The following is a 13167-nucleotide window of genomic DNA, read 5'->3' on the forward strand; positions in this document are numbered from 1 at the left end:
GCGCCCCGCGCCCGGTCGCGCTGTGAGGTAGGGCGTTGCACCCGAGGTAGGTGCCTGCACGCGAGATCAGCCCCTCCAGGGGCCTACCTCGCGTGCAGGCACCTACCTCAGCGCGGCTCCGGCCGTGCGCCCCGACCGTGGACGGCCTGGAGAGCGCCTGTCGACCACAGTGCCCACGCGACGAGCACAGGCTGGAAGAACAGCCGGCCGAACCGTTTCTCGTCGGTGTCCAGCCCGAAGCCGTCCTTGTGCTCGACCCACTGCGCGATGTTGCCGGGGAAGATCACGACGAAGAACGCCGCCACGACGAGCCCGACGGCGACCCGCCAACGGGACAGCACGACGAGCGACGAGCCGAGCGCGATCTCGACCGCCCCCGACGCGAGCACGGTGAAGTCCTTCGCGGGGAACCAGCTCGGCACCTGGGCCTGGAACTCGTCCCGAGCGAACGACAGGTGGCTGATCCCCGCGAACAGGAGCGCGAGTCCGAGGCCGACGCGGGCGAGCCGGCGGGGCATCGTGTCGGCGGGCGGAGCGGCGGTGAGCAGTGTGCGCATGCCTCCATCGTGCGGGTCGGCGCGGTCTCGCGCGAGCAGGGACGGGCCCGCTCCGACTGGGCGGAGACCGGCTCGCCCGTAGCGGCCGTCTCGCGAGGTGACGCGCCCGTTGCGCAGGTCATCCCACCTCCGCTACCTTTCCGTGAGGTAAGGCTTGCCTAATGGGTGGATGACGATCTGCCCCACGTCACCCTCCCCGCAGACCGGAGCACCCCCATGCGTCCCACCAGGATCCTCGCCGCCCTCGCGGCCTCGACCCTCGCCCTCGCGCTCGCCGCGTGCGGCTCGACGACCGAGCCCTCCACCCCCAGCGCCGCCCCGACGGGCGTCGCCCCGTCGACGACGGCTCCCGCCGCGACCTTCCCCGTCAGCATCGAGCACGCTCTCGGCACGACGACGATCGACGAGAAGCCCGAACGCGTCGCGACCGTCAACTGGGCGAACCACGAGGTGCCGCTCGCCCTCGGCGTCGTCCCCGTCGGTATGGCTGCCGCCAACTTCGGCGACGACGACGGCAACGGCACCCTGCCGTGGGTCGAGGAGAAGCTCACCGAGCTCGGCGCGCAGACCCCGGTGCTGTTCGACGAGACGGACGGCATCGACTTCGAGGCTGTCGCCGAGACCGAGCCTGACGTCATCCTCGCCGCCTACTCCGGCCTCACGCAGGAGGACTACGACACGCTCAGCGAGATCGCCCCCGTCGTCGCGTACCCCGAGGGGCCGTGGGTCACGTCGTGGCGCGACATGATCCGCCTCAACGCGAAGGCCCTGGGCCTCGCAGCCGAGGGGGACGCTCTCGTCGCCGACCTGGAGGCGCAGATGACCGCAGCGGTGGCCAAGCACGAGGGCCTCGCCGGCACGTCGACGATGTTCCTCACCCACGTCGACACCGCTGACCTCAGCCAGGTGTCGTTCTATACGCCGAAGGACACGCGCGCCGCGTTCTTCGAGGACCTCGGACTGACCACCCCCGCGTCCGTGACGGCGGCGAGCAAGGACCCCGAGGCGTTCTCCGGCACCGTCTCCGCTGAGCAGGTCGACACGTTCGACGACGTCGAGCTCATCGTGACGTACGGCGGCGACGAGATCGTCGCGGCCCTCGAGAAGGACCCGCTGCTGTCGCAGATGCCCGCCGTCAAGGCTGGCGCGATCGTCTCGCTGCCCGGCTCCGACCCGATCGGCACGGCGGCGAACCCCACGCCGCTCGCCATCTCGTGGGTCCTCGACGAGTACGTGACGATGCTCGCCGACGCCGCCGCCAAGGTGAAGTGACCGCGACCGCCACCCCCGCGCCGACCGTCGCCCTCGTGCGACGGTCGGCGCGCGTGCGCCTCCTGTGGCTCGCCGTGCTCGTCGCGCTGCTCGTCGCCGCAGGGGTCACGTCCCTCGCCGTCGGCTCGCGCCAGGTCGCGTGGCACGACGTCGTCGCCGCCCTCGGTGGCGCACGTGACGGGCTCGACCACGCCGCTGTCGCCGTGCGCGTGCCGCGCACCGTCCTCGCGGCGCTCGTCGGGGCGGCGCTCGGCCTCGCAGGCGCCGTCATGCAGGGCGTGACGCGTAACCCGCTCGCCGACCCGGGGATCCTCGGCGTGACGACCGGAGCGTCGCTCGCCGTCGTCGTCGGCATCGCCTGGTTCGGGCTGACCACCGCGACGAGCAAGGTGTGGGTGGCGATCGTCGGCGCCGGGGTGACCGCAGTCTTCGTGTACGTCATCGGGTCGCTCGGCCGCGGCGGTGCTACCCCGCTGAAGCTAGCGCTCGCAGGCGCCGCGACGTCTGCGGCCCTCTCGTCCTTCATCGCGGGAGTCGTGCTCGGCCGCAACGACATCTCCGGGACGGTCCGCTCGTGGCAGGTCGGCGGCGTCGGCGGAGCGACCTTCGCGACCATGACTCCCGTGCTGCCGTTCCTCGCGGCAGGTCTCGTCGTGTGCCTCGCGTGCGCGCGGAGCCTCGACTCCCTCGCCCTCGGGGACGACGTCGCAGCCGGCCTCGGTGAGAACGTCGCCGTCGCGCGCGGCGTCGCGTCCCTCGGCGCGATCGTCCTGTGCGGCGCCGCGACCTCGGTCGCCGGCCCGATCGCATTCGTCGGGCTCGTCGTCCCGCATGCGTGCCGCCTGATCGTCGGACCCGCGCACCGGTGGCTCCTGCCGTTCTCCGCGCTCGCAGGCGCATGCCTCCTGCTGTTGGGCGACGTCGTCGGACGCGTCGTCGCGCGGCCGGAGGAGATCGCGGTCGGCATCATCACCGCGATCGTGGGTGCACCGTTCTTCATCGCGATCGTGCGGCGCAGGAAGGTGCGCGAGCTGTGACCGGGACCGTCGCCCCGCCTGCGCTCGCGGGTGCCACGCTCGTCGGGAAGGTCGCAGCCGAGCGCCGTCGGCGCGCCCGGCGGCGCACCGGCGTGACCCTCGCGCTCGTCGCCGCGATCGTCGTCGTCTGGGCGCTGAGCCTCATGATCGGCAAGACGTTCTACGGGCCCGGCGTCGTCCTCGACGTCCTGCTGGGGCGCGACGCCGACGGCGCCACGTTCGCCGTCGGCCGCCTGCGCCTCCCGCGCGCGACCCTCGGGCTGCTCGCCGGAGCGTGCTTCGGCCTCGCCGGCGTGACGTTCCAGACGATGCTCCGCAACCCGCTCGCCAGCCCCGACATCATCGGCATCAGCTCGGGTGCGAGCGTCGCCGCGACGTTCGCGATCGTCGTGCTCGGCCTCGACGGCGCGCAGGTGTCGCTCTTCGCGATCGTCGCCGGGCTCGGCGTCGCCCTGCTCATCTACGTGCTGTCCATGAAGGACGGCGTCGCGGGCACGCGGCTCGTTCTCGTGGGGATCGGCGTCACCGCCATGCTCGAGGCTGTCACGACGTACCTGCTGCAGCGGGCCTCCGAGTGGGACGTCAACGAGGCCATGCGGTGGCTCACCGGGTCCCTCAACGGGTCGCGCTGGAGCGAGGTCGTGCCCGTGGCCGTCGCGCTCGCGGTGCTCGGACCCGTGCTCGCAGCGCTCGCACGCGACCTCGAGACGCTGCGCCTGGGCGACGACGCGGCGTCGGCCCTCGGGACGCGCGTCGGCCGGACCCGCCTCGGCGTCGTGGTCGCGGCTGTCGGGCTCATCGGCTTCGCGACGGCCGCGACCGGACCGATCGCGTTCGTCGCGTTCCTCGCCGGCCCCATCGCGGCGCGGCTCGTCGGACCGAACGGCTCGCTGCTCCTGCCGGCCGCGCTGACGGGCTCGCTCCTCGTGCTGCTCGCCGACCTGGTCGGCCAGCACGGTGTGGGCACACGCTTCCCCGTCGGCGTCGTCACGGGGGTGCTCGGCGCGCCGTTCCTCGTCTACCTGATCATCCGTTCCCACCGTGCAGGAGGGTCGATATGACCGCCGCTCACACGCTCGCCGCGACGAGCCTGACCGTCGGCTACCGCGACCGGGTCGTCATCGAGGATCTTGACCTCGCCGTGCCGCCCGGCGCCGTGACCGCGATCGTCGGCGCGAACGCGTGCGGCAAGTCGACGCTGCTCCGGTCGATGTCCCGGTTGCTCGCCCCGCAGCAGGGGCACGTGCTGCTCGACGGCCGCGCCGTCCACGCGACGCCCGCCCGGCAGCTGGCCCGCACCCTCGGGCTGCTCCCGCAGTCGCCCGTCGCGCCCGACGGCATCACCGTGGGCGACCTGGTCGGGCGCGGGCGCCACCCGCACCACGGCCTCATGTCGCGATGGACGACGGCCGACGACGTCGCCGTCGCCCAGGCCCTCGAGGCGACCGGCACGGCCGACCTGATCGACCGGCCGGTCGACGAGCTCTCCGGCGGGCAGCGGCAGCGGGTCTGGATCGCGATGGCGCTCGCGCAGCAGACGGACCTGCTGCTGCTCGACGAGCCGACGACGTTCCTCGACGTCGCGCACCAGGTCGAGGTGCTCGACCTGCTGACCGACCTCAACCGCGCTCGCGGCACGACGGTCATCATGGTGCTGCACGACCTCAACCTCGCAGCCCGCTACGCCGACCACCTCGTCGCGATGGTCGACGGCGCGGTGCACGCGGCCGGCGCCCCGGGCGACGTGCTGACCGAGGACACGGTGCGGACCGTGTTCGGGCTCGAGAGCCGGGTGATCGAGGACCCGACGTCCGGCCGACCGATGATGCTGCCGCTCGGGCGGCATCGCGTGGCGCCGACCGGCGTGGGCGGTGCGCCGGTGCGCTGAGCAGCGGTTCGAGAGGGATGTTCACGCAGTGTATACATCGGGTGTAGTCTCCTGGCCATGACAGTTCCGATGGCAATCCTCGCCTTCCTGGACAGCGGCCCGACGCACGGGTTCGTCCTCAAGCGTCGGTACGACGAACTGCTCGGTCACGGCAGGGAGCTCAAGTACGGGCAGGTGTACTCGACGCTCGCCCGGCTCGAGCGCGACGGGCTCGCAGGCGGTGTCGGCCTCGAGCACGGTGACGGCGCCGACCGGAAGGTCTACGCGATCACCCCCGCAGGGGCGAGCGAGCTCGACACGTGGCTCGGCTCGCCGCACGTCCCTTCCGGCCGACCGTCGGAGCTCTTCACGAAGGTCGTCCTCGCGCTCGTCGCCGGCCGATCCGCCGACTCTGTCCTCGACATCCAGCGCCGCGCCTACCTTGCGCGCATGCGCGAACTCACCGCCGCACGGCGTGACGGCGACGTAGTCGACCGCCTCGCCGCCGACTACGAGATCGCCCATCTCGAGGCTGACCTGCGCTGGATCGAGCTCGCGGGCACACGACTCGAGACGCTCGCCCAGGAGGTCCGCGGCAGCGCCGCTACTACGAACGACGGCGAGGAGCCCCGATGACCGCCCCCGTCCTCACAGGCACCAGGCTCGCCAAGTCCTTCGGCGCGACGTCGGCGCTCGTCGACGCGAGCATCGATGTCGCGCCCGGCGAGATCGTCGCCGTCATGGGCCCCTCCGGCTCGGGCAAGTCGACGCTCCTCCACCTCCTGGCCGGCCTGCTCCGGCCCGACGCCGGCACCGTCGAGATCGCAGGCGTACGGATCGACACGATGTCGGAGCGGCAGCGCTCCGACGTCCGGCTGCGGCAGCTCGGCTTCGTCTTCCAGCACGGCGAGCTCGTCCCGGAGCTCACCGTCGTCGAGAACGTCGAGCTGCCGTTGCGCCTCACGGGCGTGAGCGCGCGACCAGCCCGGGACCGCGCGCTCGAGGCACTCGACCGGCTCGGGGTCGCCGGTGAGGCTGACCGTCGTCTCTCCGAGGTGTCGGGGGGACAGGCCCAGCGGGCGGCGGTCGCCCGCGCGCTCGTGCACGCACCGCCTGTGGTCCTCGCCGACGAGCCGACCGGCGCGCTCGACACGCTCACGGGTGAGCTCGTGCTCGAAGCGTTCGTCGATGCGGCGCGCGACCAGGGCACCGCCGTCGTCCTCGTCACGCACGACCTGCGCGTCGCGTCGTACGCGAGCCGTGACGTCCTCGTGCGAGACGGTCGCAGCGTCGACCAGGCCGCATACATCGGCGACCCGCGATGACGTCCCTCGTCGACCTCGCCTGGCGGCTGGCCCGGGCGGGAGGGCGGCTGCGGGTAGGCGCGCAGCTCGGCGCGAACGTCCTGGGTGGGTTCGTGCTCGCGCTCGCCGCGGCCCTGCAGGGCGCCGTCCTGACCGACACCACCTCCGGTTCCGCGCGCCTCGTGCTCGCCGCCGGGACGGGTGTCGTGCTCCTCCCCCTTGTCATCCTGCTCGTCACGGTCGGCCGGTTGTCTGCCGCGACGCGTGACCGGCGGCTCGCCTCTCTGCGGGTCCTCGGGCTCACTCCCGCGCGAACGCGCACCGTCGGCGCGCTCGAAGCCGGCCTGCTGGCTGCGGCGGGTGCGGTCGTGGGCGTGCTCCTCGCGATCCCCGTGGCACCTCTGAGTGCAGGGTGGCGGTACACGGTCGCTGGCACCTATCACGGGTTGCCCGAGCCGTTCCGTGTCACTCCATCAGTCGCCGCAGGGGTCGTTGTCGTGCTCGTTGCGACCGCGGGCCTCGCGTCTGTGGCCGGGACGTGGCGGCTCGCGTCCTCCCCTCTTGCTCGGCGGGCCGCGAGCACGCGTCGTCTGCCGTTGCCGTGGGCGCTCGCGCCGCTCGGCGCGGGACTCGCGCTCACCGCGTGGCTCGCGGCGGGCATGCCCGGGACCGTCAAGACGCTGGAGCCTGATGGCGCCGTTGTGGGGGGAGCGGTACGTCTCGCCCAGATCCAGGAGTCGGACGTCCCGGTCGGGTTCGTGATCGCTGTCTGCGTGGTACTGCTCGGCGTGGGCTCCGCCTATGTGCCGTCGCTCGTCGCGTCGTGGTGCGCGGGGATCCTCGTGGGCACCCGCCGCACGGCCGCGGTCCTTGCAGGTCGGGGGATGCAGACGGAGCCGACGTCGGTCTCGCGCGTCGTGGCGAGCGTGTCGGTGGTCGTGCTGTTGACGACATGTGCGGCGGGCTACCTCGGAGCGCTGACGTACGACGAGCAGTACCGGCTCGAGGAGCTCGCGGCGGACGGTGGGCCGATCAGTCTCCTGCTCGAGGTGGACGGTGCGGTCGAGGATGACGAGAGCGCGGCCGTCTCGGAGGTCGGGCGTCCGCACGGCCTGACGGCGGGGGACGTCAGGGCTGCGACGGCGTTGCCGCGGGTCCTGGCTGTCGCGCCGTCCTACATGCGGCTGGATGACGACGGGCTGCCCGTCCAGGGCAGCGAGGTGTTCGTCGGCACGTGCGAGCAGCTCGCTCGCCTCGTCGTGGTGACGGGGTGCCGGGATGACCGGGCGGCGCACATCGTCGGGCGGGGCCACGAGAGGGCTGCCGACACATCGGTCACGCTCATGAGCCACGTGAGCATCGAGGATCAGGGCGCCATCACCGTCGACGTCTCCGACGACCCGATCGTGGCTGACGCCGACGCGACGGGCGAGCTGTGGGAGGGTGTCATCGGCGGTGGGGGGAGCATCGGTCCCGTGCCGTTCGGCCTCTTCGTGCCGACCGCGCTACTGGGGGCGGATCCACCGCCCGTCATGATGGCCACGTTGTTCGCGCACGGCGGCCCCGAGGCAGCGCAGGAGGTCGCGGACGAGCTCGCGACGCTCGGTGTCGCCGCACACCTGCCCGACCTCGAGACGTACGCGTCCGTGCAGGCGCAGCGATCGCTGCTGCTCACGTTCGTCGCGTGGTTCGTCGGCCTCGGGTGCCTGGGGATCGCGCTCGCGGCAGTCGACCGTCAGCAGGAGCGTCGTCGCACGGTGGCCAGGCTCGTCGCCGTCGGTGTGCCGCCGCGGACCCTCCTCGCCGCGCAGGCCGTGCAGGTGCTCCTGCCGCTGGGGGCCGGGATCGTCCTCGCTGCCGGCTGCGGCTTGATCCTCGTGGGGGCGGTCGCCTGGTCGACCGGCACGGGGCTTGGTGTGATCGGCGCGGGGGTGCCGCTCTTCCTCGGCGTCGTCGCCGGTGTCGTCACCCTCGTGCCGCTCCTCACGCTTCCTGCCGCGACCACCCGGCTCACCCCAGAGCTCCTCCGCGAGGAGTGAGGCGCGTTGTCGTGCCGGTGCAGGGGGCCGGCACGACACGCGGAGGAAGGGCTACCCGGCAGAGCCTGGGACCCGGCTCAGTGCTCGACGCACCACCGCATGGTCTCCCGGATGGCGGCGACGACGTCGTCGGGCTCGATGCCCAGCTCGGACGCCGTCGGCTCGATGGGGCTCGTCGCCGCGCGGTCCTGGAACCGCATCGAGTCGACGACGTGGATGCCGTGCTCGGTGCCCTCGGCGGCGCACGCGGCGTCCGCCTGCTCGCCGTACGGCAGCATGGCGTCGAGCGGCACGACGACGACGTCCTCGGGGTCTCGTCCGATCGCTTCACAGGCGAGGCGGCTGAGCTCCGCGTAGGTCAGGTCGTAGCCGTTGATGGGGTAGCGGGCGGCGTGCCGGCCCTTCTCCATCGCGCCGACGGCGGCCTGGGCGACCTGGCGGACGGTGACCGACGACGTCGACCCGCCGAGGACCGCGACAGGACCGGGGCGACGCGCGCCGTCGACGATGAACTGCCACAGCGGCCGGCGCTGGCCCACGATGCCGAAGATGTACGGGAGGCGCAGCACCATGACGTCCATCGCACCTGCGCCCTCGAAGATCGCCAGCTCCTCCTGCGCGAGGCGGGCACGCGGGTAGCCCTGCTGCTCGCGGTAGCCCAGGTCGGGGAAGCGGTCCGCGAACTCGGCCGTGTAGGAGCCGAAGAGCACGAAGCGGCTGACGCCGGCCCCGCGGGCGAGGCGGGCGAGGCGCTGCGTCGGCAGGACGTTGGCCTCGTAGAAGAAGCGACCCGACGGCGCGGCGGGCACCACGCGCTCGTCCGCCCCGGCGGCGTACATGACGGCGTCCGTGCCTTCGAGCAGCGAGGCCAGCTCGGCGTCGGTCATGGCGTTGACGTCGTGCCACAGGGTGGTCACACCGGCGGGGAACTCGACGTCGACCTGGTCCATGGGCAGGGACAGCGAGGTGACGTCGTGGCCGCGGGTGACGAGCTCGAGGATCGAGTGGAAGCCGAGGAGGCCCGAGCCTCCGACGACGAGGACCTTGCTCATGGGGGATCTCCTCCGGGTGTGCGGTGAAACGGGCATCGGTGCCCGTTTCTTGGTTCCAGTATTCGAGAGTGTGAGGCCCCTCGTGTGGGAAGAACGTCCCCCCGACCTTGGTCGTCCGGGCCCTCCTACACTCAGGTGTGCCCACCGAGAGACGCGACGTCGTCCGCAACCGTGCCGCTCTCGTCGCCGCCGCAGCCCGCGTCTTCTCCGAGCGCGGCGCCGCAGCGCCGCTCGCAGAGGTTGCGAGCGAGGCCGGGGTCGGACGCGCGACCCTCCATCGACACTTCCCGGAACGGCACCTCCTCGCGGCCGCCGTCTACCACCAGCACATCGACGACGTCGTGGCGTTCGTTGCCGCGAACGGCGGGGACGACTGCCCGCTCGAGCTCGTCGTGCGACGCATCGTCGCAGGCCAGAGCCGGCTGGCCGGACTCTTCCCGCTGTTGCGCTCGACGCCCGAGGCTGCCGACGCCCTGCTCGCGCTCGGCGCGCGCTTCGCGGCACTCCTCGCGGCGCCGCTCGCCGCCGCGCAGCGCCGCGGCGAGGTCGACCCGTCCGTGACGGTCGACGACGTCCAGCTCGTCCTGACGATGATCGAGGGCGTCCTCGCGTCCTACGACGGGGGCGAGCTGACGATCGCCATCGACCGCGCCGTGACGATCGCCCTCGCGGGACTGCGCCGTGGTGCACTGGCTGTCGACTACCCGGCCTCGCCGTCCTAGGTGCTCGGGCGTCGCGCGGGAGAATCGGTCCATGCCTCCGAAGCGCGACGTCGTCGCCCCGCACCTCAGTCCTCTCACCCTTGGCCACCTCGAGCCCGGAGGTGCGGGGGACCTGCTGAGCGGGGATGACATCGAGGCGCTCGAGATCGAGGGTGTGACCGTCGAGAGCCTCGACCTCAGCGGGGTGACGATCCGCGAGTCCCGCGTCGTCGCGCTCGCGGCAGGGGAGGCGGAGCTGCGCGCCGCGCGGCTCCTCGAGACGCGCATCGAGCGGCCCAACATCCCCGTGCTGCGGGGCGCTCGCGGCTCTTGGCACGACGTCGTCCTCGAGGGCGGGCGCCTCGGCGCGTCCGAGCTCTACGACAGCTCGTGGCGCTCCGTCCACGTGGTCGGCTGCAAGCTCGGCTTCGTCAACCTGCGCGGGGCGCACCTGCGCGACGTAATGTTCACCGACTGCACGATCGACGAGCTCGACCTCGTGCAGGCGAAGCTCGATCGGGTCGCGTTCGCCGACACGACGGTCGGCCGGCTCGACGTGCGGGACGCGACGCTCACCGACGTCGACCTGCGTGGGGCGGAGCTCGACGGTATCGACGGCGTCGCGTCCCTGCGCGGAGCGACGATCGACGGGCACCAGCTCGTCCGCCTCGCACCGCTGCTCGCACGCGAGATCGGCCTGCGCGTCGTGTGACGCGGCGCCCAGCCTTCCATCGAGGTAGGTGCGCGCACGCGAGGCAGGGGAGTGTGCTCGAGGTGGGGCCCTGGACGGCCCTACCTCGAGCGAGGAGGCCTACCTCGCGCGCCCGGACCTACCTCGGTAAACCCCGATCGGGCCGGTGACGGCGATCTGTCAGTAGGCGACCGTGAAGCGGGCGCGGCGGTGGGCCGGGCGCTCGATCTCGTCGACGACCGCGATCGCGAAGTCCTCGCCCGAGATGAAGGACGTGCCGTCGTCGTCGGTGAGCAGGACGTCACCACCGACGCGGTACGCCCCCGTGCGCTCGCCGGGCGCGTAGGAGCCGTAGCCGGCGGCCGGGCTGACCATGAACCAGTCGAGGTCCTCGGCCGAGTCGCGCAGGGCGTCGAGGACGCCCACCATGCTCCGCGCCTCGGCGCGGAACGCCTCCGGGAACTCGGGGCCGTCGACGAGCAGGGGCCCGCCCTCGACGACGTGCAGCGAACCGGCGCCGCCGATGATCCCGAAGCGGGCGCCGGCCTGCGCGGTGGCCGCCGCGGCGGCGAGGACCACGTCCTGGAAGGTGTCCGTGAGCGGGCCGCGGGGGGCGAGGGAGTGCACGACGACGTCGGCCCCGTCAGCGACGTGCGCGAGGGTGTCGGCGTCGAGCGCGTCGCCCGTGCGGTACGTGACGCCGTCGATCTGGTCCTCGGGGAGGGTGCGGCTGATGGACGTCACCTGGTGACCGCGGGCGACGGCCTCGCGGACGATGTTGCCGCCGGTGTAGCCGGTTCCGCCGAGCACGGTGATGCGGGTCATGGGTCCTCCTGGGGTCTGGTGGGCGCTGCGCGCCGGGGTTATCCTCACCATAGGAGAGTCACTCTCCACGCGAAAGTACGCACTTTCCGGTAACCGAGGAGCGACCATGACCCAGCCCTGGGACCCCTACGCGCGGGACTGCCCGTCGCGCGTCGTCCTCGACCGCATCGGCGACCGCTGGACCGTCCTCCTCGTCGGCGCGCTCGCGGACGGGCCGCGCCGGTTCGGCGAGCTCGCGCGCGACGTCGACGGCATCTCGCAGAAGATGCTCACCCAGACGCTCCGCTCCCTCGAGCGCGACGGCCTCGTGCGACGCACGGTCCACGCCGTCGTCCCGCCGCGTGTCGACTACGAGCTGACCGACGCCGGGCGCTCCCTCCTCGGCCCGCTCAGCGCGCTCACCGCATGGGCGGTCGACCACATGGACCAGATCGTCGTCGCCCGCGAGCAGTTCGACGCGGTGACGTAGGTGGACAACCGGCTGGCGTCGACGACCCGGAACGTGCGGTCGATGCCGTTTGCCGCGATCGCGGTCATGCTCCTGGTCGGCGTCGTCGTCGATCCAACCCTCACCGATACCCCATGGTGGGGCACCACGGACGCAGCAAGCATCGCTGGCGCGCTGGCGTTCCCCGTGGGCGCGTGGCTCGTCCTCGCTGCGGCGATCGTCTGGACGCCGATCCTCACCCGCCGCCACTCGTCCACGCGCGCAACCTGGATCCAGTCGCTGCTGATCGCGGCGACGTCAGGTGTGGCGTGGGTGCCGACGGCACTGATCCTCGACGACGCGCTCGGCCCGTCGCACGGACGGGGGATCGCGTTCCCGCTGGCGGTCGCGGCCGGTGTCGCGGTGGTCGTGGTGGCGTTCTGGCCGCGCCGACCCAGGCGTGAGGTCGGCTAGCGGGCGTCCTGACGGCGGACCATCTCGTCGATCCAGATCGGCGCGAACGGTGAGGTGCAACCCGGCGGCGTCGGGTAGTCCTTGAGCACCTCGAGACGTTCCCCGATCGCGACGGCACGCTCGCGGAGGTCGGGGTGGTGGATGCCGATCATCGCGAGACACTCGTTCATCGCCCACTGCAGCCGTTCCGGGGCGTCTTTCATGTGCGCCTCGACAAGGTCGAGCAGCCCCGGCAGGTCGAGACCCTCGGGCTTCTTGGCGACGCGCGCCGACGTGAGCGCCCAGCCCGCGCTCGCGACCACCGGGTCCGCGTCGTCGAACCACGCGACGCGCAGCTCCTCGGCGTGCGGGCTCTTCTTGACGACATAGCTGAGCAACCAGTCGAGCACCTTCGGAACCCGGGCCTCGCGGAGCATCGCGTCGAGCTCGGTTGCGGAGAACGTCCGCGGGCGGCACACGAGGAGAGCAACCAGCCGGCTCGCAGCGTCACCGGTCGCCCACAGCTCGCGCGCGAGCTCGTGCTGCGTCTTGAGCCGTGTCGCGATGCTACGCAGCCTCGTGAGATTCACGCCGTGCTCGTCACCGTGGCGCTCGTTGACCGCACGGACCTTCGGGTCCTCGAGCGCGGCGAGCTCAGCCTGGACCTCGGCGACGGTCGTGGTGAGGGGGGCGTGCGGCGTCATGCGTCGATCCTCGCCCCGCTCCCGCGCTGGCGCGAGCATTGCCCGACGCCGACGCCGACGCCGACGCCGACGCCGACGCCGTCCGATGCGGACGCCGACCCCGGCGCCGAGGTAGGGGCGTGCACGTGAGACAGGGCCTTCCAAGGGCCTACCTCGCGCGGTACCCCCTACCTCGCGGGGGAGGCCCTACCTCGCGGGAAGGGGCGGCTCCCGCAGGCCCTACCTCGCGCGGTACCCC

Annotated in this window: 15 protein-coding genes; 11 read left to right on the forward strand and 4 right to left on the reverse strand. The window is 72.5% G+C overall.

All coding sequences use genetic code 11. The features are described from left to right. Positions 1–107: 107 nt before the first annotated feature. Positions 108–557, reverse strand: coding sequence for a DoxX family protein (locus tag HF995_RS05945; RefSeq protein WP_168446809.1), 450 nt, complete (start codon positions 555–557; stop codon positions 108–110). Positions 558–773: 216 nt separating this feature from the next. Here HF995_RS05945 and HF995_RS05950 point away from each other — a divergent pair, with 216 nt between their 5' ends. Genes HF995_RS05950 through HF995_RS05980 form a run of 7 tightly spaced genes read left to right on the forward strand, consistent with a single transcriptional unit; the run spans position 774 to position 8076 of the window. After that, positions 774–1829 carry an iron-siderophore ABC transporter substrate-binding protein gene (locus HF995_RS05950; protein WP_168446810.1) on the forward strand — a complete coding sequence of 352 codons (1056 nt, stop codon included), beginning with the start codon at positions 774–776 and terminating at the stop codon, positions 1827–1829. Continuing rightward, the gene (locus HF995_RS05955) at positions 1826–2866 is read left to right on the forward strand and encodes a FecCD family ABC transporter permease (RefSeq protein WP_168446811.1); all 1041 of its coding nucleotides are present in this window, start codon (positions 1826–1828) and stop codon (positions 2864–2866) included. Before HF995_RS05950 ends, HF995_RS05955 begins: the two co-directional genes overlap by 4 nt. Beyond that, positions 2863–3927, forward strand: a complete 1065-nt coding sequence (locus tag HF995_RS05960; protein WP_168446812.1) for a FecCD family ABC transporter permease — start codon at positions 2863–2865, stop codon at positions 3925–3927. Before HF995_RS05955 ends, HF995_RS05960 begins: the two co-directional genes overlap by 4 nt. Beyond that, positions 3924–4754 (forward strand): ABC transporter ATP-binding protein, encoded by an 831-nt coding sequence (locus HF995_RS05965; RefSeq protein WP_168446813.1) that lies wholly within the window; start codon positions 3924–3926, stop codon positions 4752–4754. The genes HF995_RS05960 and HF995_RS05965 overlap by 4 nt, the downstream gene beginning before the upstream one ends. 57 nt (positions 4755–4811) lie before the next feature. Beyond that, positions 4812–5369, forward strand: a complete 558-nt coding sequence (locus tag HF995_RS05970) for a PadR family transcriptional regulator (protein ID WP_168446814.1) — start codon at positions 4812–4814, stop codon at positions 5367–5369. Further along, the gene (locus tag HF995_RS05975; protein ID WP_168446815.1) at positions 5366–6058 is read left to right on the forward strand and encodes an ABC transporter ATP-binding protein; all 693 of its coding nucleotides are present in this window, start codon (positions 5366–5368) and stop codon (positions 6056–6058) included. Before HF995_RS05970 ends, HF995_RS05975 begins: the two co-directional genes overlap by 4 nt. Beyond that, on the forward strand, positions 6055–8076 hold the full coding sequence (locus HF995_RS05980; RefSeq protein ID WP_168446816.1) for an FtsX-like permease family protein: 2022 nt from the start codon (positions 6055–6057) through the stop codon (positions 8074–8076). Before HF995_RS05975 ends, HF995_RS05980 begins: the two co-directional genes overlap by 4 nt. Before the next feature lie 77 nt (positions 8077–8153). On the opposite strand, the gene HF995_RS05985 is transcribed toward HF995_RS05980, so the two are convergent. Then, positions 8154–9128: an NAD-dependent epimerase/dehydratase family protein gene (locus tag HF995_RS05985; RefSeq protein ID WP_168446817.1), complete on the reverse strand. Its 975-nt coding sequence runs from the start codon at positions 9126–9128 to the stop codon at positions 8154–8156. A gap of 137 nt (positions 9129–9265) precedes the next feature. Between HF995_RS05985 and HF995_RS05990 the strand changes: the two genes are divergently transcribed. After that, complete coding sequence (locus HF995_RS05990; RefSeq protein WP_168446818.1) at positions 9266–9850, forward strand: TetR/AcrR family transcriptional regulator; 585 nt, start codon at positions 9266–9268, stop codon at positions 9848–9850. A 31-nt stretch (positions 9851–9881) separates the two neighbouring features. Continuing rightward, positions 9882–10541: a pentapeptide repeat-containing protein gene (locus tag HF995_RS05995; RefSeq protein ID WP_168446819.1), complete on the forward strand. Its 660-nt coding sequence runs from the start codon at positions 9882–9884 to the stop codon at positions 10539–10541. A 159-nt stretch (positions 10542–10700) separates the two neighbouring features. On the opposite strand, the gene HF995_RS06000 is transcribed toward HF995_RS05995, so the two are convergent. Continuing rightward, positions 10701–11345 carry an NAD(P)-dependent oxidoreductase gene (locus tag HF995_RS06000; protein ID WP_168446820.1) on the reverse strand — a complete coding sequence of 215 codons (645 nt, stop codon included), beginning with the start codon at positions 11343–11345 and terminating at the stop codon, positions 10701–10703. 106 nt (positions 11346–11451) lie between these two features. On the opposite strand from HF995_RS06000, the gene HF995_RS06005 reads away from it, so the two are divergent. Together HF995_RS06005 and HF995_RS06010 are read left to right on the forward strand one after the other, a co-directional pair. After that, positions 11452–11814, forward strand: a complete 363-nt coding sequence (locus HF995_RS06005) for a winged helix-turn-helix transcriptional regulator (protein WP_168446821.1) — start codon at positions 11452–11454, stop codon at positions 11812–11814. Beyond that, entirely contained in the window at positions 11815–12246 is a 432-nt protein-coding gene (locus HF995_RS06010) for a hypothetical protein (protein WP_168446822.1), read from the forward strand. Here the strand turns inward: HF995_RS06010 and HF995_RS06015 are convergent. Next, complete coding sequence (locus HF995_RS06015; protein ID WP_168446823.1) at positions 12243–12929, reverse strand: DNA alkylation repair protein; 687 nt, start codon at positions 12927–12929, stop codon at positions 12243–12245. The two genes, HF995_RS06010 and HF995_RS06015, sit on opposite strands and share 4 nt — an antisense overlap. Between the last annotated feature and the right edge of the window lie 238 nt (positions 12930–13167).

Origin of the sequence: Sanguibacter hominis ATCC BAA-789 (genome assembly GCF_012396185.1) — a bacterium.
Classification (GTDB): domain Bacteria; phylum Actinomycetota; class Actinomycetes; order Actinomycetales; family Cellulomonadaceae; genus Flavimobilis; species Flavimobilis hominis.

Coding starts and splice junctions, on each gene's coding strand:
- HF995_RS05995 (WP_168446819.1), top strand. CDS start 9,882: ATGCCTCCGAAGCGCGACGTCGTCGCCCCGCACCTCAGTCCTCTCACC.
- HF995_RS05945 (WP_168446809.1), bottom strand. CDS start 557: ATGCGCACACTGCTCACCGCCGCTCCGCCCGCCGACACGATGCCCCGC.
- HF995_RS06015 (WP_168446823.1), bottom strand. CDS start 12,929: ATGACGCCGCACGCCCCCCTCACCACGACCGTCGCCGAGGTCCAGGCT.
- HF995_RS05965 (WP_168446813.1), top strand. CDS start 3,924: ATGACCGCCGCTCACACGCTCGCCGCGACGAGCCTGACCGTCGGCTAC.
- HF995_RS05985 (WP_168446817.1), bottom strand. CDS start 9,128: ATGAGCAAGGTCCTCGTCGTCGGAGGCTCGGGCCTCCTCGGCTTCCAC.
- HF995_RS06005 (WP_168446821.1), top strand. CDS start 11,452: ATGACCCAGCCCTGGGACCCCTACGCGCGGGACTGCCCGTCGCGCGTC.
- HF995_RS05970 (WP_168446814.1), top strand. CDS start 4,812: ATGACAGTTCCGATGGCAATCCTCGCCTTCCTGGACAGCGGCCCGACG.
- HF995_RS05980 (WP_168446816.1), top strand. CDS start 6,055: ATGACGTCCCTCGTCGACCTCGCCTGGCGGCTGGCCCGGGCGGGAGGG.
- HF995_RS05950 (WP_168446810.1), top strand. CDS start 774: ATGCGTCCCACCAGGATCCTCGCCGCCCTCGCGGCCTCGACCCTCGCC.
- HF995_RS06000 (WP_168446820.1), bottom strand. CDS start 11,345: ATGACCCGCATCACCGTGCTCGGCGGAACCGGCTACACCGGCGGCAAC.
- HF995_RS05975 (WP_168446815.1), top strand. CDS start 5,366: ATGACCGCCCCCGTCCTCACAGGCACCAGGCTCGCCAAGTCCTTCGGC.